This is a genomic window from Desulfogranum mediterraneum DSM 13871 (assembly GCF_000429965.1).
Classification (GTDB): domain Bacteria; phylum Desulfobacterota; class Desulfobulbia; order Desulfobulbales; family Desulfobulbaceae; genus Desulfogranum; species Desulfogranum mediterraneum.
This window is the reverse complement of sequence record NZ_AUCW01000003.1, coordinates 50,068-76,328: the sequence shown is the minus strand read 5'-3', so window position 1 is coordinate 76,328 and position 26,261 is coordinate 50,068. Positions and strand designations below refer to the sequence as shown.

Annotated in this window: 25 protein-coding genes; 21 read left to right on the top strand and 4 right to left on the bottom strand. The window is 58.5% G+C overall.

Going from position 1 to position 26,261, the window contains the following annotated elements:
• The first annotated feature begins 129 nt into the window (after positions 1-129).
• From ffh to G494_RS0100250, 14 genes are all read left to right on the top strand, one after another.
• Positions 130-1,482 carry a signal recognition particle protein gene (ffh, locus tag G494_RS0100315; protein ID WP_028582904.1) on the top strand — a complete coding sequence of 451 codons (1,353 nt, stop codon included), beginning with the start codon at positions 130-132 and terminating at the stop codon, positions 1,480-1,482.
• A gap of 102 nt (positions 1,483-1,584) precedes the next feature.
• Positions 1,585-1,842: a 30S ribosomal protein S16 gene (gene rpsP / locus G494_RS0100310; protein ID WP_028582903.1), complete on the top strand. Its 258-nt coding sequence runs from the start codon at positions 1,585-1,587 to the stop codon at positions 1,840-1,842.
• Positions 1,843-2,073: a KH domain-containing protein gene (locus tag G494_RS0100305; protein WP_028582902.1), complete on the top strand. Its 231-nt coding sequence runs from the start codon at positions 1,843-1,845 to the stop codon at positions 2,071-2,073.
• 2 nt (positions 2,074-2,075) lie between these two features.
• On the top strand, positions 2,076-2,612 hold the full coding sequence (rimM, locus tag G494_RS0100300; protein WP_028582901.1) for a ribosome maturation factor RimM: 537 nt from the start codon (positions 2,076-2,078) through the stop codon (positions 2,610-2,612).
• 9 nt (positions 2,613-2,621) lie between these two features.
• Positions 2,622-3,377, top strand: coding sequence for a tRNA (guanosine(37)-N1)-methyltransferase TrmD (gene trmD / locus G494_RS0100295; RefSeq protein ID WP_028582900.1), 756 nt, complete (start codon positions 2,622-2,624; stop codon positions 3,375-3,377).
• Positions 3,374-3,955 (top strand): RNA methyltransferase, encoded by a 582-nt coding sequence (locus tag G494_RS0100290; protein WP_028582899.1) that lies wholly within the window; start codon positions 3,374-3,376, stop codon positions 3,953-3,955. The genes trmD and G494_RS0100290 overlap by 4 nt, the downstream gene beginning before the upstream one ends.
• A gap of 134 nt (positions 3,956-4,089) precedes the next feature.
• Positions 4,090-4,437, top strand: coding sequence for a 50S ribosomal protein L19 (rplS, locus tag G494_RS0100285; protein ID WP_028582898.1), 348 nt, complete (start codon positions 4,090-4,092; stop codon positions 4,435-4,437).
• Positions 4,438-4,553: 116 nt separating this feature from the next.
• Positions 4,554-5,270, top strand: a complete 717-nt coding sequence (locus G494_RS21230) for a ribonuclease HII (protein ID WP_084456222.1) — start codon at positions 4,554-4,556, stop codon at positions 5,268-5,270.
• Positions 5,271-5,490: 220 nt separating this feature from the next.
• Positions 5,491-5,838 carry a PilZ domain-containing protein gene (locus tag G494_RS0100275; RefSeq protein ID WP_028582897.1) on the top strand — a complete coding sequence of 116 codons (348 nt, stop codon included), beginning with the start codon at positions 5,491-5,493 and terminating at the stop codon, positions 5,836-5,838.
• A gap of 24 nt (positions 5,839-5,862) precedes the next feature.
• Complete coding sequence (locus tag G494_RS0100270; RefSeq protein ID WP_028582896.1) at positions 5,863-6,246, top strand: YraN family protein; 384 nt, start codon at positions 5,863-5,865, stop codon at positions 6,244-6,246.
• Positions 6,246-7,283 (top strand): 4-hydroxythreonine-4-phosphate dehydrogenase PdxA, encoded by a 1,038-nt coding sequence (gene pdxA, locus G494_RS0100265; protein ID WP_035245004.1) that lies wholly within the window; start codon positions 6,246-6,248, stop codon positions 7,281-7,283. The genes G494_RS0100270 and pdxA overlap by 1 nt, the downstream gene beginning before the upstream one ends.
• Positions 7,276-7,875: a dTMP kinase gene (tmk, locus tag G494_RS0100260; RefSeq protein WP_028582894.1), complete on the top strand. Its 600-nt coding sequence runs from the start codon at positions 7,276-7,278 to the stop codon at positions 7,873-7,875. Before pdxA ends, tmk begins: the two co-directional genes overlap by 8 nt.
• A gap of 9 nt (positions 7,876-7,884) precedes the next feature.
• Entirely contained in the window at positions 7,885-9,624 is a 1,740-nt protein-coding gene (locus G494_RS0100255) for a tetratricopeptide repeat protein (protein WP_028582893.1), read from the top strand.
• Positions 9,621-10,490 carry a hypothetical protein gene (locus G494_RS0100250; protein WP_028582892.1) on the top strand — a complete coding sequence of 290 codons (870 nt, stop codon included), beginning with the start codon at positions 9,621-9,623 and terminating at the stop codon, positions 10,488-10,490. Before G494_RS0100255 ends, G494_RS0100250 begins: the two co-directional genes overlap by 4 nt.
• A 5-nt stretch (positions 10,491-10,495) precedes the next feature.
• Here G494_RS0100250 and G494_RS0100245 read toward each other — a convergent pair whose 3' ends face one another.
• Positions 10,496-11,440 (bottom strand): AMIN domain-containing protein, encoded by a 945-nt coding sequence (locus G494_RS0100245; protein ID WP_028582891.1) that lies wholly within the window; start codon positions 11,438-11,440, stop codon positions 10,496-10,498.
• 130 nt (positions 11,441-11,570) lie between these two features.
• On the opposite strand from G494_RS0100245, the gene G494_RS0100240 reads away from it, so the two are divergent.
• The 3 genes from G494_RS0100240 to G494_RS0100230 all read left to right on the top strand — a co-directional run bounded on the left by G494_RS0100240 (position 11,571) and on the right by G494_RS0100230 (position 16,703).
• A complete protein-coding gene (locus G494_RS0100240) occupies positions 11,571-14,123 on the top strand; it encodes a TIGR03960 family B12-binding radical SAM protein (protein ID WP_028582890.1) in 2,553 nt (850 codons plus the stop codon).
• A 254-nt stretch (positions 14,124-14,377) separates the two neighbouring features.
• Positions 14,378-15,646 carry a D-alanyl-D-alanine carboxypeptidase/D-alanyl-D-alanine-endopeptidase gene (locus tag G494_RS21225; RefSeq protein ID WP_051305167.1) on the top strand — a complete coding sequence of 423 codons (1,269 nt, stop codon included), beginning with the start codon at positions 14,378-14,380 and terminating at the stop codon, positions 15,644-15,646.
• A 106-nt stretch (positions 15,647-15,752) separates the two neighbouring features.
• A complete protein-coding gene (locus G494_RS0100230) occupies positions 15,753-16,703 on the top strand; it encodes a DnaJ C-terminal domain-containing protein (protein ID WP_028582889.1) in 951 nt (316 codons plus the stop codon).
• 191 nt (positions 16,704-16,894) lie between these two features.
• Here G494_RS0100230 and G494_RS0100225 read toward each other — a convergent pair whose 3' ends face one another.
• The 3 genes from G494_RS0100225 to G494_RS0100215 are packed head-to-tail and all read right to left on the bottom strand — an operon-like array spanning position 16,895 to position 20,000.
• The gene (locus tag G494_RS0100225) at positions 16,895-18,076 is read right to left on the bottom strand and encodes an aminotransferase-like domain-containing protein (protein WP_028582888.1); all 1,182 of its coding nucleotides are present in this window, start codon (positions 18,074-18,076) and stop codon (positions 16,895-16,897) included.
• A gap of 50 nt (positions 18,077-18,126) precedes the next feature.
• On the bottom strand, positions 18,127-18,657 hold the full coding sequence (locus tag G494_RS0100220; RefSeq protein WP_028582887.1) for a 3-isopropylmalate dehydratase small subunit: 531 nt from the start codon (positions 18,655-18,657) through the stop codon (positions 18,127-18,129).
• Between the two features lie 56 nt (positions 18,658-18,713).
• A complete protein-coding gene (locus G494_RS0100215; RefSeq protein WP_028582886.1) occupies positions 18,714-20,000 on the bottom strand; it encodes a 3-isopropylmalate dehydratase large subunit in 1,287 nt (428 codons plus the stop codon).
• A gap of 308 nt (positions 20,001-20,308) precedes the next feature.
• Here G494_RS0100215 and G494_RS0100210 point away from each other — a divergent pair, with 308 nt between their 5' ends.
• The 4 genes from G494_RS0100210 (at position 20,309) to sucD (ending at position 26,203) form a co-directional block, all read left to right on the top strand.
• Entirely contained in the window at positions 20,309-22,138 is a 1,830-nt protein-coding gene (locus G494_RS0100210; RefSeq protein WP_051305165.1) for an extracellular solute-binding protein, read from the top strand.
• 99 nt (positions 22,139-22,237) lie between these two features.
• Positions 22,238-23,200, top strand: a complete 963-nt coding sequence (locus tag G494_RS0100205; protein ID WP_153305705.1) for a hypothetical protein — start codon at positions 22,238-22,240, stop codon at positions 23,198-23,200.
• Between the two features lie 875 nt (positions 23,201-24,075).
• A complete protein-coding gene (gene sucC / locus G494_RS0100200) occupies positions 24,076-25,233 on the top strand; it encodes an ADP-forming succinate--CoA ligase subunit beta (protein ID WP_028582883.1) in 1,158 nt (385 codons plus the stop codon).
• Between the two features lie 103 nt (positions 25,234-25,336).
• Positions 25,337-26,203 (top strand): succinate--CoA ligase subunit alpha, encoded by an 867-nt coding sequence (gene sucD, locus G494_RS0100195; RefSeq protein ID WP_028582882.1) that lies wholly within the window; start codon positions 25,337-25,339, stop codon positions 26,201-26,203.
• Positions 26,204-26,261 lie beyond the last annotated feature (58 nt).

Here is a 26,261-nt window from a genome sequence, read left to right as displayed (position 1 = left end):
ATCAGCATGATTTTCTTCCTGCTTGACAAGACGGTTCCTCTGGAGTAATAATGGCTATTTTCCGTCTGCAAACTATTAAGAGGCCCCTGGGGAGTGATTCCAGGGCTGCCGTTATGCGATGAACAGGATATGTTTGAGAACTTAACAGATCGACTTGACAGCGTTTTTAAGAAGTTACGCGGCCACGGGAAACTGACTGAAGAGAACATTCAGGAGGCCATGGGCGAGGTGCGCAAGGCGCTGCTCGAGGCTGATGTTAACTTCAAGGTGGTCAAGGAATTTGTCGCTGCCGTGACCGAGAAGGCCGTGGGCCAGGAGGTCCTGACCAGCCTTTCTCCCGGTCAGCAGGTGGTCAAGGTCGTCCATGACGAACTGGTCGCCCTCCTGGGAACCCAGGCCGAGCCGCTTCGCCTGGACGGCCGCCAGCCGGTGGTGATCATGCTGGCCGGTCTGCAGGGCTCGGGAAAGACCACCACTGCTGCCAAGCTGGCCAAACAGCTGAAGGCCAAGGGGCGCAAGCCGATCCTGGTGCCTGCGGATATCTATCGGCCGGCAGCCATAGAACAGCTCCATGTCCTGGGAGCCCAGGTGGAGGTCCCTGTCTTTGACTCCTCGGCCGATCAGCAGCCGGTGGAGATTGCCCGCCAGGCCCTGGCCCAGGCCAGAGGCGGTGACTGCGACACGGTGATCATCGATACCGCCGGTCGACTCCATGTGGACGAGGCCCTGATGGCCGAACTGCAGGAGATCAGCAGGGCGGTCGAGCTCAGTGAGGTCCTCTTTGTGGCCGACGCCATGACCGGTCAGGACGCGGTCAATGTGGCGGAAAAATTCAATGCCGACCTGGAGATCTCCGGGGTCATCCTTACCAAGATGGAGGGTGACGCCCGTGGAGGTGCCGCCCTGTCGGTGAAGAAGGTGACCGGCAAGCCCATCAAGTTTGTCGGTGTGGGCGAGAGTGTTGACGCCCTGGAGGTCTTTCATCCCGATCGTACCGCCTCCAGAATTCTCGGCATGGGTGATGTGCTCTCGCTCATCGAAAAGGCGGAAGCGGTCGTCGACGAAAAGAAGGCCAAGAAGCTGGCCCAGAAGCTCCAGAAGAATGAGTTTACCCTGGAAGATTTTCTGGAGCAGATCCAGCAGATCAAGAAGATGGGGAACCTGGAACAGCTCATGGGCATGATCCCCGGGGTCAACAAGCTCAAGCAGCTCCAAGACGCCCCTAAGCCCGATGAAAAAGAGTTGGGCAAGACCGAGGCAATCATCCGTTCCATGACCAACAAGGAGCGGCGTAATCATCGGATCATCAACGCCAGCAGGCGCCAGCGGATTGCCAAAGGCTCCGGGACCTCGGTTGCCGAGGTCAACCGGGTGCTGAAGAGTTATACCATGATGTTGAAGATGATGAAGAAACTCAAGGGTAAATCCGTGATGCGCGGAGGGAAGCGGAGGAAGCTTCCCAAAGGGCTGGCACGACGATAAAAAAGCGATTTACAAGAATCGATTCACCAGAGCAGTAGATACTCAACCGGGCATGCCAGGCCAGGTTGGGCATTATAGTTATCCATAGGAGGATACATCACGATGGCAGTACATATCCGATTGACCTTAAAAGGCCGTAAAAAAAGACCATTTTACCGAATTATCGTAGCCGATTCCCAGGCTCCCAGAGACGGAAAGTTTCTCGATGTGGTCGGTACCTACAATCCCATGCAGGACCCGGCTGAGGTCGTCATTGACCAGGAAAAGCTGGACGCCTGGATGGAGAAGGGCGCCAAGCCCACGGTTACTGTCAAGAGCCTGATTAAAAAGCATAGTGCTGCTGCAGCCGTTGCTGCCTAAATGAAAGCCTTAATCGAGTTTATCGCTCAACGGCTCGTGGATAAGCCCGAAGAGGTCAATGTGACCCTGCAGGAGGAGGACGACAGCGTCACCGTTGAACTGCGGGTCGCCCAGGAAGATTTGGGCAAGGTCATTGGCAAGCAGGGAAGAACCGTCCGCGCCATGCGTACTGTTCTTTCCGCAGCTCTTGCGGGAGAAAATAAGCGGTCTCGTCTCGAAATAATTGAATAATTATGAAGGAGACTGCAGGGACGCGTCCAGAGTTCGTCGTGGTTGGGGTGCTGAGCAAACCCCACGGCATCCGGGGAGAGTTGAAGGTCTACTCCTATGCGGAGCGTCCGGAAAGCTTTCAGGAGTATGCCCGGCTGTTGCTCTCGCCGGATCAGGGAGAACATCAAACCGCCTACGAGGTGGAGCGTGCCCGGGTTCTTGGCAGGCAGGTGATCCTCAAGCTGAAAGGCTGTGATGACCGTAACACTGCCGAGACCCTTGTCGGCCAGACTCTCTGGGTCGGCAACGAGGAGCTGCCTCCCCTGGAGGCCGGGGAATTCTATCTCTACGAGCTTGAGGGAAAAGAGGCTGTGAGCGAAGATGGCCGGCACCTGGGACAGGTGCGTCGAGTGCTGACCTCCGACACCCAGGACCTGTTGGCCATCGATCATCAGGGCAAAGAGGTCCTGGTGCCCCTGGTGGCCGCATTTCTGGTCAGTCATGATGCCACTCGGGTGGTGCTTCGGCTCCCTCCAGGGCTGCTGGAGATTAACAGCTGATTCCAGATCATGCGTTTTGATATTCTCACGATCTTTCCTGATTTTTTTGATTCACCCATGCAGGAAGGGATCTTGCGACGGGCCCAGGCTGCCGGTCAGATCCGGGTAGCGGTCCATAATATTCGGGACTATGCCCTCGATCGCCATAAGATGACCGATGATCGACCCTTTGGCGGCGGCGAGGGGATGGTGATGAAACCCGAACCCCTGCTTGCCTGCCTCGATGACCTTGAGCAGCGAGAGCAAGGGGGACCGGTGGTACTGTTGAGCCCCAGGGGGCGGCAGTTTTCCCAGAAGGTGGCCGAGGAACTGGCTGCTGAAAGTCGGTTGGTGCTGGTCTGCGGTCGCTACGAAGGGGTGGATCAGCGCTTCACAGACCGCTATGTTGACCAGGAGATCTCCATCGGAGATTACGTTCTCTCCGGAGGAGAACTGGCTGCCATGGTCATGGTGGACGCCATTACCAGATTACTGCCCGAGGTGTTGGGTTGCTCTGATTCCGCACTCCACGATACCTTTAGTCGTGGGCTGTTGAAACACTCCCAGTATACCCGGCCCAGAGAGTTTCAGGGGATGGGCGTGCCTGGACCGCTGTTGAGCGGCGATCATGCTGCCATCCGCGGCTACCGTTTCCTGGAATCGGTGGAGCTGACCCTGGAAAAGCGTCCTGATCTTCTGGCTGGGGTGCGTTTCAGCCCTGAAGAGGTGGCGCTGCTGCGTAAGAGCGGCTTGTGGGTCAAGGTTAAAGAGGTTCAAGAGGGATGACAGCGACGGCTACGTTAAACCTAGGGCTTGCCCTGGTACATGCCCCGGTGATTAATCGCAGGGGAGAGACCATCGGTTCTGCGGTGACCAACCTGGACCTCCATGATATTGCCAGGGCAGGGAAGACCTACGGGGTGGATACCTTTTGGGTGGTCACTCCCTATCAGGAGCAGCAGGAGCTGGTTGGCCAGATCGTCGGCCACTGGACCGACGGCCATGGCAGCAAGGCGGCCTCAGACCGGGCCCATGCCCTGTCCATTGTCCGGATCTGCGCCGATCTTGAAGAGGTGATTGAGCAGGCCGAACATCAGTATGGTCGCAGACCCCTGGTACTCGCCACGGCTGCGACGCCACGGGCCAATCCCCTGCAGTACCGGCAGGTGAGGCAGCGGCTGTGGGCAGGTGAGCCGCTGCTGCTGCTGTTTGGCACGGCCTGGGGACTTGCTCCCCAAGCCCTGGAGTTGGCTGATGCGAGCCTGCCGCCAATCCAGGGAAATAGTGAATTCAACCATTTGTCAGTTCGTTCTGCGGTGTCGATTATTCTCGACCGGCTGCTGGCGCTGGAGGTTGAGCAATAACGCACCGTCTGCCCGGCTTTGGAGCGGTGTTACGGATTTTTTTTGAGTGTTTAAAGCGGATGATTTGGAGGCATTCCTCGGGTGATATTTGAGCCTTCGGTGCTGTAGTTACCCGTAACCAGGAGATAATGACTATGAATATTTTAGATAAGATTGATTACGAGCAGATGCGTTTTGATATCCCTGAATTTCGAGCCGGTGATACCGTCAAGGTGCACATCCGGATCGTTGAGGGGAATAAGGAGCGGGTTCAGGTATTCCAGGGCGTGGTGCTCAAGCGTAAGCGCGGCAAGATGAACGCCACCTTTACCGTACGCAAGATCTCCCACGGTGTTGGCGTGGAAAAGACCTTTGCCCTCCATTCACCACGTCTTGAAAAGATAGAGGTGATGACCCTTGGGCGGGTACGTCGCTCCCGTCTCTACTACCTGCGGGAACGTCGTGGTAAGGCTGCCCGAATCCGGGAGCGTGGTATTATCTAGGATGCCGGACCCAACTCCCCTTAGAGCGTGGCCGTCACCTCTAAGGGGAGTTGAGACGCTGCCTGTGTCATCTTTGTCCCCCCAGGCGTTCTCTGTCGAGGGGGTGGAGCAGATCGTTGAAATTTCCTTCAGCCGAACTTCTCTTTGCCGAGCTTGAGGAGAGCAGCCAAGACTCCTGTCGTTATGAAAAGGTGCTCTACCAGCACGGTGCCAGCGGAGTAGGAGGCGTCGACGAGGCTGGACGAGGACCCCTGGCCGGTCCGGTGGTAGCCGCCTGTGTGGTTCTGGCCCCGGATATACCCACGGACTGGTACAAAGATTCCAAGGTGCTCTCCCCAGCCAGGCGTGAAAAGCTCTACGGGCTGCTTCTCGACAGCCCCAGTTCCATCGGTGTCGGTGTGGTAGAGGCTCTTGAGATAGAGCAGCTCAACATCCATCGTGCCTCCCTGGAAGCCATGAAACGGGCCGTCACCGGTTGTGCCGGATACCAGGAGTCAGCAGGGATTGATTTCCTGCTGGTGGACGGCAAGTTCACCATTCCCATGCCCCTTGCCCAGCATGCCCTGATCAAGGGCGAGTCCAAGAGCGCCTCCATTGCTGCGGCCTCCATTGTTGCCAAGGTCAGCCGAGATCGGCTGATGCGCGACTACCACCAGCAGTATCCCCAGTACAACTTTATCAAAAATCAGGGTTACCCCACCCGGGAACACCGAGACGCCCTCCGTCGGTTCGGACCCTGTCCCATCCATCGCAAGACCTATAAGGGGGTTCGTGAGTTTTGTGTTGATCCCGCTGCCCTTGATCAACAGCCAGATCAGCAGACGCTCTGGTGAGTTTGGAGGGGCTCATGTCCTGTCTATGGCAGTAAGCGTTCGGCTTAGCGGGAGTTTCAGCCAGGCCACCCCAGGCCGGATTTGGCCGCCTGGCCAGATCTGGAGATGACAGGATCTGTGCTTTGCAGTATGTTTTATTTGCGACCTCACCGTCCCCAGCCCGTCTCGGCTTCAGATATGAACCCTTGTCAGTAATCAGCCCCGTGTAAGGATAGCGCGTATGCAGTTTAAGCAGGATATCAATGACCGTCGAACCGGTGTTCGTATTCAGACCCCGGCGCAGGTCAAGGTGCAGCCCAAAGGGGCGACCGAGGTCTTTGTCAGTACTGCAAGTGATGTGAGTGTCTCCGGGCTGGCCATGGTGAACGGGCTGCCGAAAGAGTTCCTTGGTCAGCCCTGTTTCCTGCAGATTGTTTTTCGCGGGGAGCACAGTCGGCTGGTGATTGATCAGTTGGCAGGTGAGATCGTTCGCACCACCCATCCTGCTGCCATTTCCTTTGCCAAGCCGCTGGAGTGGCTCCTCCTGTTCACGGTCTATCAAAAGAAACTCAGCCAGGCAAGGGGTTGAGCCGGCTCGACCAGGAGCAGCCAGATGGGATTTAAGCTCTTTAAACCTGCCGTCTCCACCGGTCGACGCGGTGAGCGCTTGGCAGCAGATCATCTTCTCAGCCTGGGCTATACCCTGCTGGCGAGAAACTATCGCAGACGCTTTGGCGAAGTCGATATCATTGCCCAGGATGGGGCGACCATCGTCTTTGTCGAGGTCAAGAGCCGCAGCGGTGCTCTCTTCGGTAGTCCCTTTGAGGCGGTAGATCTGGGAAAGCAGCGACAACTCTCTAAAATTGCTCTTGATTATCTGGTCAGAAACGGCCTGGAGGAGCAGCCGGCCCGTTTCGACGTGGTCGCGGTCTGGTTCCAGGCTCCGGGCGAACCACGCCTGGAACATATTACCCATGCCTTTGAATGTATCGAATAATGAACCCTGCAGTTGCACATCACGCTTCCCTGGTCGGGGCGCCGCTCTTGATTTCCATGGGCTGTCCCGTGGGGATCGGGCCTGAAATCGTTCTCCGCTACTTCAGCACCAGCCCCTCGGAGGGCCGACTGCCTGCAGTGGTGGTTGGTGATCCCGAGATCCTTGCAGGGGTGGCGGCCGAGCGGCAGCTGTCCCTGGAGGTGGTGGAGTGGTCCCCGGGCGGGGCGCTCCCCGAGGCGTCCATTCCCGTCTACCCCGTTTCCAGGCTGGGCTATGCCCCCCAGGCCTGGGGCAAGCCCGATGCCCGTACCGGTCAGGCCATGGCCCGCTACATCGAAGAGGCCGTCGCCCTGATTCAAGGCGGACAGGGCAGCGGCCTGGTCACCTGCCCCATCAGCAAATACAGCCTCAACCGGGCCGGCTACCCCTATCCCGGCCACACCGAGATGCTTGCCGCCCTCACCGGCAGCCAGCGTTATCGGATGATGATGGCAGGTACCCGCTTGCGGGTGGTCCTGGTTACCATCCACGAGGCCTTGGAACGGGTCCCTGCGCTGCTCACGGTCGAAGGGGTTGCAGCATGCATTACCCAGACCGTGGACGCCCTGAAGAGGGATTTCGGCATCCGGCAGCCCAGGGTCGCCGTGGCCGCGCTTAATCCCCATGGCGGCGAAGAGGGGATGTTTGGTGATCAGGAGGCCCTGGTCATCAAGCCGGCAGTAGAGCAGTGCCGTTCCCTGGCAGAGGTCAGCGGCCCCTGGCCCCCGGATACGGTTTTTTATCAGGCCGCCGCAGGCCACTTTGATGCCGTGGTGGCCATGTACCATGACCAGGGTTTGATCCCCTTTAAGCTGCTCCACTTTGCAGACGGAGTTAATGTTACCCTGGGGCTCCCCCTGGTCCGCACCTCGGTGGATCACGGTACGGCCTATGATATCGCCGGCAGCTGGCAGGCCAGTGCCTCCAGCCTGGAGGCCGCGATCAGCCTGGCCGGCTCCATTGTCTGCCATCGCTCAGGAGGGCGCAGAGATGAGTAAAGGTATCCTGATCGCCTTTGAGGGCATCGACGGTACCGGCAAGACCACCCAACTGCAGGCATTGGCCGAGTATCTGCGTCTCAAGAAGCAGGAGGTGGTCGCTACCAGGGAACCCTCTGACGGTCCCTACGGCCGGCAGATCCGGGCCCTTTATACCCGGCGCCATACCGTGACCCCGGAACAGGAGCTGGAACTCTTTATCAGGGATCGCCGGGATCATGTCCTTCAATGCATTCAACCTGCCCTGGATAGGGGAGCCGTGGTGCTGACTGATCGCTACTACTATTCCACTGCTGCCTATCAGGGGGCAGCCGGTGCAGATCCGGAGGCGATCCTGGCCAGAAATCGATTTGCACCGACCCCTGATCTGGTGCTGCTCCTGACCATGCCGGTGGCCGAAAGTATCCGCAGGATTGAGGAGCAACGGAAGGAACAGCGTAATGATTTTGAGCAGGCCGAACAACTGGAGCTGGTGGCTGCCCTGTTTGAGAGCTTTGCTGACCCCTGGATCGTGCGGATTGATGCCTGCGGTCCTGCGGCTACGGTCCAAGGGCTGATCCGTCGTCAGGTCGATGGGCTGTTGACCCCATAGGGAGGTTTGGTGAAAGGTCCTGGTCTCTCTCTGCTCTGTGCCCTGCTCCTGGCAGGATTGCTGTTGCCCCTGGCTGGTTGCACCGGGTTCACTGCCCGGACGTTCACGCCTGGTGACCGTGATAATGGGCTGTCCGCGGAAGAGGCCGATCTGCATTGCAGTTATTTTTATTTTCTCTGGGGCCGCCATGCCGAACTTGGCCTCCAGTTTGAAGAGGCCCTTGAGGCCTATGAGAAGGCACTGATCTGTGACCCCGGGGAGAGCTATCTCCGGGCCAAGATACCGCTGATGCTGCTTCGTCTGGAGCGGCTCGATGCGGCTGCTGCACTCTTGGCCCAGGAGTTGGCTGCCCGTCCAGATGACCTGCTTTTGGGGAAACTTGCAGCCAGGGTGCTGGTCCGTCAGGGCAAGCTGGAGCAGGGCATTGATCGTTACCTCCTCCTTCGGGAAGCTCATCCCCAGGATACCTCTCTTGGTTTTCTCCTGGTCGAACTCTATCTCTCGGTCAAGGACTATGCCCCGGCGCAGAGGGTTCTTGAGCAACTGCTCAAGGATCGAGGTAACAGCTACCCTGCCCATCTGCTCCTGGCCCGTCTCTTTAAAGAGCAGCAGGAACCTGCTGCCGCCCTCTCCCACTATAGGAAAGCCCATGGGCTCCGCTGGTCTGCCGAGCTGCTCTTGGAGATTGCCGAGTTGGAACGTCTGCGCAGCCATGATGACCAGGCCATTGTGGCCTACCAGGAGATCCTGGAGCGGGAGAGCGATCATACCAGGGCCAGAATGGGGTTGTTTGAGCTCTATGAAGAGCGCAGGGAGTACCAAGCTGCCGTGGCCCAGCTCCTGGAGCTGCGACCGTTTTCCAGTCATCCTGAGCATGTCGATCTGGCCATAGCCCGACTCTATATCAAGTGGAAAAAGTACGACCAGGCCAGGAGATATCTGCAGGCACATCAGGGGCCCGCCTTCCTGGCAGAGTCCAGATATCTGCTGGCCCAGCTCTTTCTCCGGGCCAGGCTGCTGCCCGAGGCACTTGAGCAGGCCGAGGCGGTTGGTCCGGGGGAACCCCTGGCCAGCGAGTTCCTGCTCCTCCAGGCCCGAATCTTACAACTTCAGGGCCATAGCGACCAGGCTGTCATCCGGATGGAACAGGCCCTGCGTGGCGGCGATCGGCTCTCGGTGGAGGTCTATGCGGCCCTGGCCGCCCTCTATGAGCTGAGCGGTGAAGAGGCGATGGTGCGGCAGACCTATCTGCGGGCCACCCAGATCTTTCCTGATAACGATGAACTGCTCTATGAGTTTGCCCTGGTGCTTGAAGCCAGAGGAGAGCGGGCCCAGGCTCTGGCAACCATGGAGCGGGTTATTGGTCTGAATCCGGATCATGCCGCTGCCCTCAACTTTGTCGGCTATACCTGGGCCGAGGACAATGTCCGCCTGGACCAGGCCTTGGACTATATCAGCCGGGCAGTGGCCCTGGAACCGGACAACGGTTATATCCGAGACAGCCTGGGCTGGGTCTACTACCGGCTGGGCCGACTCGACCAGGCCCTCATCGAGCTGGAGGAGGCGGCGCGGCTGCTGCCGAAAGATCCCAGCGTCCAGCAACATCTGGCCGAGGTCTATCTCCAGAACCGTCAGCCGCTCCGGGCCCGTGCAGCCTTGCGCAAGGCGCTCACCCTTTATCCGGAAGAGAGCGCACAGTACCGGGCGCTTCAGGACAGGCTTAAGACCCTGGGCAGGGAGGGCGAGTGAACCTCTGGCCTGCTTTTTGGCGCTCCTGGCGCTCCCGGTGTTGCCGGTGTTACCACTGGCCGCTGCTCCTGCTCTGCAGCTGGCTCCTCTGGGGCTGCGGCGCCAAGATCGGCCCCCTGGAGCCGCTTACGCTGCCCGAGCAGAGCCGGGCAGCAGCCCTGTTCCAGGCCTACCAGGAGCGACCCAAGGTGGTTGCCCTGGATGCCGATGTGCAACTGAACTGGAATTTTTTTGCAGGCAGGGGAATGGTGGAGGGGATCTTACAACTCCAGCAGCCCTCCAGGTTGCGTCTGAGTGTGCTCGATCCCCTGGGTCGTGCCCTCCTGGTCGCGGCCACCGACGGGAGCGAGGTGACCGTGATCGATAGCAGGAGCGGCATCGCCTATCTGGGGAGCGTCGATTCCGAAAGCTGGCAGCGTTATGTTCCGGAGGTGATTGCTGCAACGGAGCTTTCCTATCTCCTGGCCGGCCAGCTGCCGCCAGATGGGTATGCCTTGGCAGAGGTCGGCCGGATCGGAGTTGGTGGAGATGGGGAGGTGGGGGAGTTCTGGTATCGGCTGCGTGGTGTTGACCGGGATCAGACCCTGCTGGTTCAGCTCGATTCGGACCAGGCGACCATCCGGCGTTGCCTCTTTCTGGATATGGACCAGGATGACCAGGAGGCTGCGGTGGAGCTGAGCTACAGCGACTATGCCACGGCAGGAGGAGGGCAGGGCCTCTGGCCTGGACGGATAAGGCTCAGCGGCAGCGCGGTCGGGGGGACGGTGGAGCTGCGGCTGGTGCAGGTCTTCTCGGTGCAGCCCCGGGACGCCTTGGCCAGGCCGCCGCAGATCCCCCCCTCGTACCGGCTTGAGCCCCTGCCCTGAACCCTTCAGGGCTGGGTTGCTGGCGTCGGCTCGATGGTGTTGATAATGATCACAAAGAGCTTTTCTTCCCGGAAGAAGAGCTGTTGGAGGTCATAGTTGTTGTTGGCCTCCAGGTCCAGGACCACCCGGATCTTTTCCGGGTTGCGGTGTTGCCCCACCCGGATCGCCTTGAGATAGGTCCCCTTGATTCTGTTGATCGTCTTCACCTCCGCTCCGAGTCGGGTATTGGCAAAGTCACACACCGCCCTGGGCACTCCCTCTTCGACCCCCTGGACCGTTGGCGGGTAGAAGCCGTTGAGTTGGAAGAGGATCATCTCTCCCTTGAGCGCGGAATTTTCATAACGGATGGACTCCAGGGTCGCTATCGTGGGTGCAGCAAGCTTCTGTTTGGCAGCAGGCCCAGGCAAAGGGGGCGGGGACAAGGGCTGTTGCGGCTCCAGCTTCACAGCGGCAGCCGGACCGGCCGGCTCTGCGTCCGGGAGCGGTGGGGTCGAGACCGCACCCGGGGGGGAAGGGGCGGGGGCGTCTGCAGCCCTGCTCCTGGAGAGGAGAATGGTCAGGGAGAAGTGGTCATCATCACGCGCCTGATGCACCGTCACCCCCGCCAGGCCTGCCAGGTCGAAGACGACCCTGGTCTTGGGATCACCGCCGCCATGCATGCCCACCCGGATTTGGCGGATGAGGGCACCGTTGGTGCTGGTCTGGTTTTGAATCGAGGCAGCGATCCTGGCGTCTTTGAAGTCAAAGACCAGCCTGGGCTTTTCACCTTTTAAAGTGAAACTATTTAGGATATAGGGTCCGTTGAGTTGCAGCACCACCTGCTCTCTGTCGGCAGAGAGGGCGGCGAAGTCGATGCGCTCAAGTCGCAGTCCCGCAGCTGTCGCGCTGACCGCAGAGAGGGTCAGGAGGATCAGAAACGAGCAGATAACAGTTATTCGTTGGTAATTCATTGTGTTTTGTGATCACCCAGGCGCTGGACGACCTTTGTCCAGGTCTGGGTGAATAAAAGTTAATAAACATGTTCCCCTTGCTGGATCGTTACAGGCGAGGCTTTGGGAATTACAGCCTACTTTATTTCTAATGTCAATACATAAACAGGTTAATGTCGATCAGATCCTGCCCCTTGTCCGTAAACCAGGGAGGTATATCGGCGGTGAGTTGAATGCAGAAACCAAGGCGTGGCAGGATGAGCAGATCCACTTTTGTCTCGTTTTTCCCGATCTCTATGAGATCGGGATGTCCCATCAGGGCTTGCAGATTCTCTATCATATCCTCAACAGCCGGAACGACAGTCTGGCCCACCGCTGCTATACCCCGGATATAGATATGGCAGCAGCCTTGAAGGAAGAGCAGCTGCCCCTCTTTTCCCTGGAGGCCAGGCTGCCCCTGCAGGCCTATGATGTGGTGGGCTTTACCCTGCCCTATGAGCTCTGCTATACCAATATCCTCACGGTCCTGGACCTGGCCGGTATCCCCTTCTATGCCGCTGAGCGCGGTGATGACCATCCCCTGGTGCTCGGCGGAGGGGCCGGGGCCCTCAACCCAGAGCCGGTGGCCGACTTCTTTGATGCCATTATCCTGGGTGACGGCGAGGAGATCATCGCCGAGGTGAGTATGCTCTTGGCTGAACTCAAGGCCGCAGGTGTACCCCGTCGGGAGATCTGCAGTCGTCTTGCCCGGGTTCCTGGCGTCTATGTGCCCTCCCTGTTTCGGCCCCGTTATGAGGGCAGCAGTCTCCTGGAGGTGACCCCCCTGGATCCTGACTACTCCTCGGTGAGTCGGAGGGTGATCCCTGAGATGCATGCCCCGGAGATTCTGGCCAAGCCCCTGGTCCCCGTTGTCAAACCGGTCCATGATCGCCTGGGGATCGAGATCGCCCGGGGTTGTACGCGGGGCTGCCGTTTCTGCCAGGCCGGGATCATCTATCGACCGGTCCGTGAGCGGAGTAGGGAAGAGATCATGGAGATGGCGGAAGCCGGGATCAAGGCCAGTGGTTTTGATGAGCTGGCCCTGCTCTCCCTCTCCAGCGGTGATTACTCCTGTATAGCCCCTCTGCTCACCTCGCTGATGGATCGTTTTGCCGCCGAGTATGTCTCGGTCTCCATGCCCTCCATGCGGGTGGGGACCCTTACCCCGACCCTGATGGATCAGATCAAGCGGGTCCGCAAGACCGGCTTTACCGTGGCTCCTGAGGCGGGTACCGACCGTCTGCGGGAGGTGATCAACAAGGGGATCAGCGAAGAAGACCTGCTCACCACCTGCAGGGATGCCTTTAGTTTTGGCTGGAAACTGATTAAATTTTATTTCATGATCGGGCTGCCCACCGAGACCAGGGAGGATCTGGAGGCCATTGTCGAGCTGGTCCAAAAGGCCAGGCTCGAGGCCGGGCCCGGCAAGGTGAAACAGGTGACCATCAACGTCAGTGTGGGCACCTTTGTGCCCAAGCCCCATACCCCCTTTCAGTGGGAGGCGCAGCTCTCCATGGACGAGTCCCTGGCAAAGATCAGCCGCTTGAAGGAGCTCTTGCCCAGAAAGGGATTTGCCCTCAAGTGGCATGATGCCCGTCAATCCTATCTGGAGGGGGTCTTTTCCCGGGGGGATCGACGCCTGGCCCCCCTGCTGATCAGGGCCTGGGAGATGGGGGCCCGTCTGGACGGCTGGTCCGAGCATTTTAACCTCGAGCGTTGGCAGGAGGCGGCCCTGGAGTGCGGGCTTGATCTCGATGACTATCTGCGGGCCCGGGCCCTGGATGAGATCCTGCCCTGGGATCACCTGAAGAGCGGTGTTGGCCGGGACTTCCTGCTCCAGGAGCGGGAGCGGGCCCTGGAACGCAGCTATACCAAGGATTGCCGGGTCCATGGCTGCCAGCAGTGCGGTCTCTGCGATTTTTCCACCCTCCGTCCGCAGGTCCATGGGGATAAAGAGGCGCCGCTGGCACCCACCAGCCCCATGATGAGTTCCCTTAGCAAAAAGGAGCAGGGGGAGCGGCCGGCCTTTAGCTACCGGGTCGACTATGCGCGCCTGGGCGACAGCCGTTTTTACGGTCACCTGGAGATCCTCCAGCTGATCTTCCGGGTCCTGCAGCGGGCCGAGCTGCCCCTGCTTTTTTCCCAGGGCTTCAACCCCTCACCCAAGGTCTCCTTTAGTCAGGCCCTGCCCGTGGGCATGGAGAGTCTGGCCGAGTTCTTTGAGATGGAACTGGCCTCCCCCCTCAACTCCCTGAGCCAGACCGTGGAGCGGCTCAACAGCCAGCTTCCTCCCACCATCCGGGTGAGCGGGATCAAGCCGGTGAAAAAGGCGGGCCAGGCCAGTTTCCGGGCCCTCTACCGGATTGAGGAGACCGGGGTGGATCCAGAGGCTTTGGCAACCAGGCTGCAAGACTTCTCCGAACTGGACCACCTCTGGATCGAGCGGATCAGAAAGCGGAAAAAAAGGCAACTGGATCTCCGCCCCCTGGTGGAATCCATAGGGCTTGAGGAGAATATTCTGGTCCTGGCCCTCTACCATTATCATGGCCAGGCCGGGACCAACCCCAGGGAGATCCTGGAGCATGGTCTGGGGCTCTCTCCCCGTCAGGCCCTGCTCTCCCGGATCACCAAGCTTGCCATCCAGGAGGTGGAGACCCCTGCCTGAGAGGGCTTGTGGATGTTGCCGCCTTGGAGGGGGCGCAACTCCTTGCCCGGCCCTGCCGGCAGCAGGCGGGAGGAGCGGGCCTCCTTTTTTTAAAGAAACAGAGAAGAGGGGAGGAGAGCCCATGAACAGGTCTGTTGTCCAGGAAGCCCAGCTGCTGCTGAGCCGCTGCTCTGGTCCCGGAAATTCCAGCTGCGCTGGCTGGCAGAGGGTGGTCGGTCCAGGTGTAGGTGTCAGGGGATGAGGAGATGCGGTTCATGATTGGAAACAGGAGAGGCGTCGGTGCGAGGATATGGGGGCTGCTCTTTTCCTGGCTGCTCTGTCTGTTGTCCTGGCAGCTGGCTCCAGCCGTCTGCCCGGAGTATCCGGAGCTGATCGAGAACGGCGGCTATGGGGTCGGCGTAGTCGCTGCGCCTCCCTTGGCTGAGGGCTGTAACCTGGACCAAGCCTATATCCCGGCCAGCATCATCAAGATCATCACTGCCCAGGCTGCCTTCCGTATCCTGGGCCCTTCCCATCGCTTTGGCACCGAGTTCCATCTGGATCGGAGCCAGAACCTCTATATCAGGGGGAGCGGTGACCCGCTCTTGATCTCGGAAGAGGTCCGGCGGGTGGTTGGCCGCTTGCAGGCCCATGGACTGCGGCGGGTTCAGGGGCTGTTCATCGATGACAGCCTGCTGGCAGTCGAGGGCAGCCCGCCTGGGAGCGGCAACAGTGCCAATGCCTATGATGCCCCGGTGAGTGCCACAGGGGTGAATTTCAATACCCTGCCCATCCGGGTGGATGGGCAGGGTCGGGTCAGTTCTGCGGAACCACAGACACCGCTCTTGCCGCTGATGCAGGCCGTGGCACCCGGGCTGGCGCCTGGCCGTCATCGACTCAACATCACGGGCAGAGGGGGGGTGCCCGGGAAACAGGCTGCCCGCCACAGCGCGGAGTTGTTTGCTGCCATCATGGCAGAGGCAGGCATAGCGGTTCAGGGTCCGCTGGGAGAGCGGCCGGTTCCTGCCGGGGCCACCCTGCTCTTGGTCAGCCATAATCCAAGAACCTTGGAAGAGGTGATCCAGGCCATGCTTCGCTACTCCTCAAATTACATCGCCAACCAGCTCTTTCTGGCCTGTGGAGCCAAGAGGTTCGGTAGCCCTGCCACCTGGGAAAAGGGTGCTGCTGCCGTGGCCGAGCTGCTTGACGCGGAGTTGAGTCCTGCCGCCCGAACTGCAACGGTGGTGGTGGACGGGGCCGGCTTGTCCAGGGAGAACAGGGTAACGGTTCGCAGCATGCTGGAGATACTGCGTCTCTTTGCCGGCCACGGCTCCCTCTTGCCCAGGCAGCGGAATGTTCGGGCCAAAACCGGCACCCTGGAGGGGGTTTATAATTATGCCGGCTACCTGGGCGATGGCAGTCCCTATGTGATCCTGCTCAACCAGGAAAAGAATCAGCGTGCCCGGGTCCTGGATCGGCTCTGTCGGCAGCATCCCGGCCTGGTGCACTCCGGAAAGAGGGCTGGGCTCATCGGCGGCAAATAAAGCGAGTTACGGAATAGACAATCACCACTTCAGGCTTATAGTTTATCCAGCGCAGGATCACTGCGCCAAACACTAACCAGCAAACATGTGACACGACACAAGGACTATGGAGTATTACCAGAAACTGGGCGTGGCCAAAGATGCCTCTGCCGCGGAAATTAAAAAGGCCTATCGAAAACTGGCCCTCAAGCATCACCCGGATAAAAATCCCGGTGATGCCGAGTCAGAGCGAAAATTTAAAGAGATCAGTGAGGCCTATGCCGTGCTCTCCGATCCAGAGAAGCGGCAGCAGTATGACACCTTTGGTGCCAACGGCTTTCAGCAGCGCTATTCCCAGGAAGACATCTTTCGGGGCTTTGATCTCAACGATATCCTGCGTCAGTTTGGCTTTGGTGGTAATTCCTTTCGTTCAGCAGGAGGTTTTCAAGGCCATCAGCAGGGCGGCTCCCCCTTTGAATCCTTTTTCAGCCAGGCAGGGGCAGGGATGCGCACCAATGGCTGCGCTGGCGGCGGTTGCAGTTCCAGGCAGGCGGTCAAGGGCAAGGACCTGACCTTTGAGTTGAAGATCAGCCTGGAAGATGTGCTCAATGGTGCGGAAAAGGTCATCAGCCTGCGCCATAACGGACAACCCAGAAACGTGACCGTTAAGGTACCTCCGGGGATCGAGGCGGGCAAGCGGCTGCGGCTGAGCGGCAAGGGCAGTCCTTCTTCGGGCGGGGGACCTCCCGGTGATCTCTACCTCAAGGTTGCTGTCGACAATGATACCCTGTTCCATCGTGATGGTGATGACCTGCTTCTGGAGCAACGGATTCCCTTTAGTCAGGCCTGTCTGGGGACCACGGTGGAGATCACCACCCTGGAGGGCAAGAAGTTCAATGTCAAGGTGCCGTCCGGGGTCCAGCAGGAGTCGAAACTACGGATCAAGGGACATGGGTTGCCCTCCGGTCCCGGCGGGACCCGGGGCGATCTGCTGGTCAAGATAGCCATCCGGATTCCCACCGAGCTCAACCAGGAACAGGAGGCCCTGATCAAATCTCTGGCCCAGGCTGCCCTCTAGGAACCAGGAGGCGAGCCTCGAAAATCAGGCGCCTCACACCCGCGCCTCACATCCGCGCCCCACGACCATGGGAGCCTGGGAGTGAACAAAGCCCCCCTTCTTGCCGGCAAGAAGGGGGGCTTTGTTGTGTCCAAGAGCGGCTGGTGCAGCACAGGCCGCCCTGCTCCCTGATGGTGGTTTCTGCTGATTTCCTAGGCCATCATGCCTTGGATGGCCTGACCCAGTCGCTCTATTCCGCGCTCGATGGTTTCCGAATCCATGCAGGAGAAGTTCAGCCGCAGGGTATTGCAGTCCTGGCGGTTGACATAAAAGGGGGTACCCGGGACAAAGGCAACCTTTTCCCGGATAGCGGTATGGAAGAGTTCCATGGCCGAGATCGCAGCAGGCAGGGTTACCCAGAGGAACATGCCGCCCTCTGGATTGGTGCAGTGCACTCCGGCCGGGAAGTGGCGGCCAATGGCCGCCACCATGGCCTCCTTCTGCCGGCCATAGGCCTGGATAATGCGGTTGACATGGAGGTCGAGATCGTTATCTCTCAGATACTGATGGAGGATCCGTTGGGCCAGATAGTCGGTGTGCAGGTCTGAGGCCTGCTTGGCGATGAGCAGCTTTTCCATGAGCTGGGGCGGCGCTACCAACCAGCCTATTCGGAGGGCAGGGGCAACGGTCTTGGAAAAGGAGCCCAGGAGGACGGTCTGCTCCGGGATCAGGGAGAGGAAGTTTTCTCTGGGATGGCCGGAAAAACGCAGCTCTCCATAGGGATCGTCCTGGATGAGGATACAGTGGCTCTCCCTGATCCGAGCGGCCACCGCTGCCCGGTTGTCACTGCTGTAGGAGATGCCCGAGGGATTTTGAAAGTTGGGTACCGTATAGAGCAGCTTGGGGGAACATCGGTCCAGGACCTGCTCCAGAGCAGGGATATCCATCCCCGCTTCATCCACTGCAATGGTTTCAAACTGCGGGCGGTACATGGAAAAGGCCTGGATGGCGCCCAGATAACCGGGAGCCTCGATCATCACCGGATCACCACTGTTGATCAGGGTCTTGCCCAGGAGATCCAGTCCCTGCTGGGAGCCGGTGGTGATCAGGATATGCTCCGGCGCCACCTCCAGCTGCTGCTTTTGACGGTAGCGTTGGGCGATAAATTCCCGCAGCGGGAGGTAGCCTTCGGAGTTGGCATACTGGAGGGCATCCATGCCTGCCTGGGAGAAGACCGTGTCAGCGGCCTGCTGCAGAGCCTGGACCGGAAAGAGCTGGCGGTTGGGCAGGCCGCCAGCAAAGGAGATGATGGAGGGATCCAGGGTGACCTTGAGGATCTCCCGGATAAAGGACTGGGGGACATCGGTGATGCGGTCAGAGAAGAGGGAGTCCATGGCAAGCGTACTGGTCAATGGGAACGGGGGAGGCCCTGAGGAGCAGGGTCTTAATAGTTCTGGTCGGCGTAGCTGAGCCAGCCGCCTGCTTCGACCAGTTGCTTGTCAAAGGGGTTCAGGGTAAAGGAACAGTTCACTGCCTGTCCCCCTGCCGGGGTGGCGGTGATCCGCTCCTGGCCCAGGTCAACCTCGATGGAGACCTCGCCCTCCAGTGCAAAGAGGGCGTCCAGATCGGCGGGGGCCAACTCCACGGCCAGGATGCCGCAGTTGAACATGTTCTGCCGGAAAATCCGGGCAAAACTCTGGCCGATGACCAGGTTGATGTCATTGACCTCCAGGGCCCAGACCGCATGCTCACGGGAGGAGCCGCAGCCGAAGTTGGAGCGGGTGACCAGGGACCTGGCCTGCTCCATCTGGGGTGAGTGGGGATCAAAGGTCTGGTCTTCCAGGTGGAGGTCCTCCAGCAGGTGGGGCTGGAGAGCCTTCTTGGTGATTTCGGTCAGGTACCTGGCCGGAATGATTTCGTCGGTGTTGATGTCGTCTCGGTCGATGAAGACCGCTGGGCCGCCAAAGTGTTTCATCGGATATGCCTCTTGGGTTGGCTTGGTGGTGGCGTGATGGTATTGGACAAAGGGGGTCAACTGAGCAGTTCACGGGGATCGGTGATCACCCCGGTGACGGCGGCCGCAGCTGCACTGGCCGGGCTCATCAGGTGGACCATGCCGCCCTTACCCATTCTGCCGTTGAAGTTTCGGTTGGTGGTTGAGGCGCAGACCTCGCCCTCGGCCAGCACGCCGCTGCTCATGCCCAGACAGGCGCCGCAGGTGGGGTTGAGCACACAGAAACCACTGTCCATGAAGATCTTGATCAGTCCCTCTTCCAGGGCCTGAGAGTAGATGGCCGGCGTGGCAGGGGTCAGGATCCCCCGTACACCAGGGGCGACCATCCTGCCGTCCAGGATGGCGGCTGCCTCACGGATATCTTCGATTCGGCCGTTGGTGCAGGAGCCGATGTAGACCTGGTCGATCCGGGAACCGGCAAGCTCTGTGATGGCCTTGACGTTATCGGGCCTGTAGCCGAAGGTGACCTGGGGGAGCAGCTCGGAGACGTCCAGGGTGAGGGTTCGGGCATACTCGGCATCCGGGTCGGAGTGCCACTTTGCAAAGTCGCTCACCGCTGCCTCCAGGGTGGGGTAGTCGTCCTGGATGAATGGCCAGAGGTAGCGGGCCGTGGTCTCGTCGGGCAGACAGACGCCGGAGGTGGCTCCCGCCTCCACGGCCATGTTGCAGAGGGTCATCCGTGAGGCCATGTTCATCGCCTCCACCACCGGGCCGCCGAACTCGATCACCATGTCGGTGGCGCCGTTGACGGTGAGCTCCCTGATGATGGCCAGGATGATATCCTTGGCCACGACCCCCTGCCGGAGGCTGCCCTTGAGTTCAACCTTCAGTGACTGTGGGGTTCTGAAGGCGCAGACGCCCTTGAGGATACCCACCTCCAGGTCGGTGGTGCCCACGCCGGCGGCAAAGGCGCCAAAGGCCCCGTGGGTGCAGGTATGGGAATCGCCCATGATCACGGTGTAGCCGGGGCGGATGAAGCCCTTTTCCGGGAACAGGGCGTGGCAGACCCCGTTTCGACCGATATCAAAGAAGTCCTTGATCTGGTGGCGGGCCGCCCAGTCGCGCATGATCTTGGCCTGGGTGGCGGTCTTGGAGTCTTTGGCCGGGGTAACGTGGTCGATCACGGCCTTGATTTTGCTGGGGTCACAGACCCGATCCATACCCTTTTCCACCAGGTCCATGATGGCGATTGGGGTGGTGATTTCATGGCACATGATCACATCGAGATCCAGGATCATGTTGCCCGGGGTCGGGGTGTCCCGTCGATGGGCGGCAAAAATTTTTTCGGTGATGGTTTGTCCCATGTCGTTCTCCTGGAGGCAAAGAGGCATCAATCAGGGCTGCACCGGTGCCGGCAGGCAGTTCCGGTCAGCTGGATAATTACGGATTATAGAGAGTCACATTAAATACACCCAGTGATGCGATTCGTCAATTTTTTCCTGGAGCCCGGCCGGGCTGGTGGAGAGGAGTGTTGCACAGAGGGAAATGGATGGCATATACTAGATGGATCAGAATGACGAGACAGATCAGAATGGTTCTGGTCGCACCTTAGGGTGGTGGTACCTGCCTTATGGGAAATACAAAGGGAAATACAAAGGGAAATGAAATGGGAATGGTAAAGATCTGTAGAACTGGTCCGCCCCCCTGGTGCTGGCTGTCAGCCGCGGCTCTGCTCTGTCTCCTTGGCCTGGTGGCCGCACTCCCCTCCCTGGCCGCCCACGGGGTGAGCCTGGATGGCAGCCTGAAGTATGCTCCCGGATTTGAGCGCTTCGACTATACCTCGCCCCGGGCCAGGCAGGGGGGGAGCCTGACCCTCCATGACCTGGGCGGTTTTGACAAGCTCAACCCCTTTACCCTCAAGGGGGTGCCGCCGTTGGGACTCTCCCTCTATGTCTTTGAGACCCTTACCGTTCCCAGTCTGGACGAACCCATTGCCAGCTACGGCCTTCTGGCCAGGGATATCAGCCTGGCCCCGGACAAACGCTCGGTCACCTTTACCCTGGATGAGCGCGCCCGCTTCTCCGACGGCAGCCAGGTCATGGCCGAGGATGTGCTCTTCTCCCTCAATACCCTGAAGGGCGATGGGGCCCATCCCTTTTACCAGGCCTACTTCCACGATATCAGCGATGCCCAGATCCTGGGGCCAGGGGTGATCCGCTTCAACTTCGCCCGGGTCAACCGGGAACTCCATCTGATCGCCGGTCAGTTGCCGATCCTCAGTAAACGCTTTTACCAGCAACACCCCTTTGCTCCCAGGCAGGGGCAAGGGGCCATGGCGGTTCCGGTGGGCTCAGGGCCCTATCTGGTGGCCGAGGTCAAGCCGGGGAAATCGATCCAGTATCGCAAGAATCCCAACTACTGGGCCGTCGATCATCCCACCCGAAGGGGGATGTTCAACTTTTCCACCATCACGGTCAAGTACTTCAAGGATCAGATCGTCAGTGTGGAGGCCTTTAAGGCCGGAGAGTATGATCTGATGTACGTCAACATGGCCAAACAGTGGGAGCGTGATCTCCGCGGTCCCCTGTTTGAGCGTGGCCTGTTGAAGAAGACCGCCTTCCCCCATCACAACAACGCCGGCATGCAGGGCTTTGTCTTTAATACCCGCAACCCCCTCTTTGCCGACCGCCAGGTACGGCGGGCCATCGGCCTGGCCTTTGACTTTGAGTGGACCAATCAGGCCCTGTTCTATAACCAGTACACCCGGACCAACTCCTACTTTGCCAACTCCGAGCTGGCGGCCAGGGGCTTGCCCTCGGCTGGGGAACTGGCCCTGCTGGAGCCCTTTAGGGAGCAGCTGCCGGCCGAGGTCTTTACCACCGCGCTGGCGCCAGCCAGCACCGCTGCCCCCGGAAGTCTGCGCGCGAACCTGCGTCAGGCCAGACAGATCCTCAGGGAGCAGGGCTGGGAGGTGAAGGACGGGGTCTTGCGCCGCGGCGACCAGGAGTTTCGATTTGAGATTATCCTGGTCAGTCCCTCTTTTGAACGGGTGATGGCACCTTTTGTCAATAATTTGAAAAAGCTGGGTATTGAGGCCAGCTACCGGACCATTGATCCGGCCCTCTATGCCGATCGGCTGAAGAATTTTGACTTTGAGATGACGGTGTCGGTCTTTGCCCAGTCCCAGTCCCCGGGCAACGAGCAACGTGATTACTGGACCAGCCAGGCTGCAGGCCGCAAGGGCTCCAGGAACCTGGCCGGGGTCGGTGATCCGGTGGTGGATCTGCTGGTAAATAAGGTGATTTACGCCAGCAGCCAGGCAGAGTTGACCGCTGCCTGTCGAGCCCTTGACAGGGTTTTATGGTATGGCTACTATGTGGTTCCAAACTGGTATCTTGCCAGCCAGCGTCTTGCCTATGTCTCGCGCCTGCAGTATCCCAGCCAGCTACCGCTCTACTATAACTATGCACAATTTTTGCATACCTGGTGGAGTGGGGAGTAGCTGCGAAGCCGAGGTCTGCGCGCAATGGTTTCTGCGGCCCTGCTGCGCGGCAATGCCAGGCCTACTGTAACATCACGAGTAACGAGTCAATGAGGAATTATGCCAGCTTCAGCTGAAAAGAGCAGTAAGGACCAGCAGTGGATTTACCTGACCGGTAAAGAGATCTACCAGTTCTTTCACAAGGTCAAGGGACGGTTACAGGGCATCACGGTGTATGCCCTGGTCGGCAAGAGTGGGACCGGTAAGAGCTTTCGGGCCAAACTCCTGGCGGAAAAAATCGGGATCCCCTACATCGTCGATGATGGCCTCCTGATCCACGAGGCCACCATCCTGGCCGGCAGATCAGCCAAGCAGGAGAAGAACTATATCAGCGCCATCAAGACCGCCCTCTTTACCGACGATGTCCACCGCGACCGGATGGTGGAGGTGATCCAGAAGAAGAAGGTCAAGAAGATCCTGCTGATCGGTACCTCGGATAAGATGGTGGCCCGGATGGCCGACCGGCTGGATCTGCCGCCGATCTCCCAGATCATCAAGATCGAGGAGATCGCCAGTAAGGAGGATATCGAAAATGCCATCAAGTCCCGCTTCGAAGAGGGCAAGCATGTCATCCCGGTCCCTGCCATCGAGATCAAACGGGACTATGCCCAGATTCTCTCCGATTCCATCCGGATCTTTTTTAAGGGCAGCCGTAACCTTGATGGGGTCAAGAAGGCCCGTTTTTTTGATAAGTCCGTGGTTCAGCCCGACTTTCATCCCGAGGAAAAGACGCCCGGCTCGGTCAGGATATCTGAGGCGGCCCTCACCCAGATGATCCTCCACTGTATCGACGAGTATGACTCGGAGGTCCAGGTGCAGAAGATGAAGGTCAGGACCGCCCGCAGCGGCTACGGCATCAGTCTCTATGTGGGGGTTCCCTACGGCAAGACCCTGGCAGGCGGGCTCCATGAGCTGCGCGCCTATATCCGGGACCGTCTCCAGCGTTATACCGGTATCATCTTGGATTCACTGGAGATATCCATTGATGAGATCTCAGAAAGAAAGAAAGAGGAACACGAGTAAACGGTCTCATCCCCAGTGACCACCCTGTTCCCTGTTGCCTTCCTTAAAAAATCTCCCTACCCCGCGTACCTGTGGATATTACCAGTTTCGGCCGTTATTTAACCCTTGACTGCCTGCTTGGAATATTGTTATAAATCCTGAGTTTTGAGTGATTTCTCTGGAAGAAGTTGTGCTGGGTGCAAATATCGAATCATGGATAATGGAGGGGTAAAGTAACCGGTAAGTCTCAACACTAAGCACCGGTTGCCTGTGCTAATATCCTGTCTTTCTTGTCTGTTTTTTCTTTTTGCTTCGGGTGAATTCATCCGCCGCCACTTCTTTGTATATCGCTTGACTCATACTTGGCACCTGGTATCGGTGCCGGGTCTTGAGTGGTTTTTTCGGATATGGCAGCGGTAAAATGGACGTTGGCGGAAGATGTTCCGGTACCATCCGGAGATCTTTCAGACGTGGGTTTCAACCCGAATTAGTGCCTCACGCATTAATTTTCCCTGCAGTTCCTGCCTGTAACAGTACCTGAAAACCGGTCAGTTCCCTTGAGTCGTGTTTTGTCGTTGAGAACCACATTATGATGTCGGTTTATAAACCGACTTCCTTCAACGCGGTCCTCCTCAACCAACATCGACCCTGCCTCCGCTGACGGTGTTCTCCGGTGTGTTGCGGGGCATGCATGTCGACCGCACTGGTAATGACGACCATACTTGGTCCTGATTACCGCCCAGCCTGCGCTGCGTCTTACCGAATCTATCCCCGAAAAAGCGAGTGACATTCACTTGGAACTCGTAGCATTAGTGTCAATAGGAATTTGTAATAACTTTACTTCTCTAGGAGACCGCCCATGGTTTATGAACGGTACTCCGCAAAAGGATGCGTCTATGAAAATTCATGAGTATCAGGCCAAGGAATTATTCCGAAAATACAATGTACCGACCCCCAATGGCAAGGTCGCTTACAAGACAGAAGAAGTTGAGAAAATTGCGGATGAGTTTGGACTCCCTGTAGTGGTAAAGGCCCAGGTGCATGCTGGTGGCCGTGGTAAGGGCGGTGGTGTCAAGCTTGCCAAGACCAAAGAAGAAGTAAAAGAGTGTGCAGATGCCATCATCGGTATGACCCTGGTTACCAAGCAGACCGGCGCCGAAGGGAAGAAGGTTAACAAGGTCCTGGTTGAGCAGGGCGTTTCCATCAAGAAGGAACTCTACCTTTCCGTTATTCCTGATCGTGAGACCTCCACCGTGGCCATCGTCTGTAGCCAGGATGGTGGTATGGATATCGAAGAGGTGGCCGCCAAGACCCCTGAGCGGATCATCACCGTCAGTGTCAGTCCGGTTACCGGTATCCAGCCCTTCCATATGCGTCAGGTCTGCTTTGGCCTGGAGTTGGAAAAAGAGCTGATGAAGCCCATGTCAGCTTTGGTGAAAAACCTCTACAACCTGTTCGTGGATTATGACTGCTCCATGCTGGAGATCAATCCTCTGATCATCACCGAAGAGAATGGTATCATCGCTCTGGATGCCAAGATCGATGTGGACGGGAACGCCATGTATCGTCATGCAGACGTCAAAGAGATGCATGATCCTGAGGAAGAAGATCCCATCGAACTGGAAGCCAGTGAGCATGGCCTCAACTACATCAACCTGGACGGCAACGTGGGTAACATCGTGAACGGTGCCGGCCTGGCCATGGCCACCATGGATATCGTCAAGATGGCTGGTGCCTCTCCTGCAAACTTTCTTGACGTTGGAGGCGGAGCAAACGCTGATGCCATTGAGAACGGTTTCCGTTTGATCATGAGCGATCCCGCTGTGAAAGGAATTTTGATCAATGTATTCGGTGGTATTCTCCGTTGCGATATCCTGGCCCAGGGTGTGGTTCAGGCTGCTACCAAGCTGAGTCTTTCTGTGCCTGTCGTTGTCCGGATGGAAGGCACAAACGTTGAAGAAGGTCGTAAGATCCTGGCTGATTCAGGACTCGATCTGGTCAATGCCGTAGATCTGGCCGACGCCGCTGAAAAGGTAGCAGCACTGGTAGCCTGATACACTAGAGTTCTCAAATCACCGTCTCCAGCAGTTCTTCTCCCGGCGACGGCTGATGACTCTTTTTAAACGGAAATTACAACTATACCCATAGAGGAATACAATGAGCGTTTTTGTAAACAAAGACACACGTCTACTTGTACAAGGTATTACCGGCCAGGAAGGCCAATTTCATGCACGGTCCTGTATCGCCTACGGAACCAACGTCGTTGCCGGTGTTACCCCTGGTAAGGGTGGTCAGAAGATGGACGATGTACCCATCTATAACTCTGTCAGGGAAGCCCGGGCTGCCTCCGGCGCCAACGCCTCCATGATCCTGGTACCGCCCCCCTTTGCCGCCGACGCCATCATGGAAGCCGCCGATGCCGGTATCGAACTGGTGGTCTGTATCACCGAGGGAATCCCGGTCATGGATATGATGCGGGTCAAGAACTACCTGGCCACCAAGACCACCCGTCTGATCGGTCCCAACTGCCCAGGCATCATGACTCCGGGCGAGTGCAAGATCGGTATCATGCCCAACACCATGGGCAAGCCTGGTAATGTCGGTGTTGTTTCCCGTTCCGGAACCCTGACCTATGAGGCTGTTCACCAGCTGACCCAGGTTGGCTTTGGCCAGACCACCTGCATCGGTATCGGCGGTGACCCCATCAACGGCACCAACTTCATCGATTGTCTGGAGGCCTTTGAGGCGGATCCCGAGACCAAATCCATCGTCATGATCGGTGAGATCGGTGGTAATGCGGAAGAGGATGCCTGCGAGTGGATCAAGGCGAACACCAAGAAGCCTGTTGTTGGTTTTATTGCAGGACTGACCGCTCCTCCAGGTCGTCGCATGGGCCATGCCGGTGCGATCGTCAGTGGCGGTAAGGGTACTGCTGAAGCTAAGATCGAGGCAATGAAGGCCAGCGGCGTTCATCATTGCGAGAACCTCGGTAAAATGGGCGATCTTTGTAAAAAAGTTTTCTAATTCTTTGATTACCGATACCCAGGGCCTGTTGCCGGTGTACCAGGGACAGGCCCTGTAC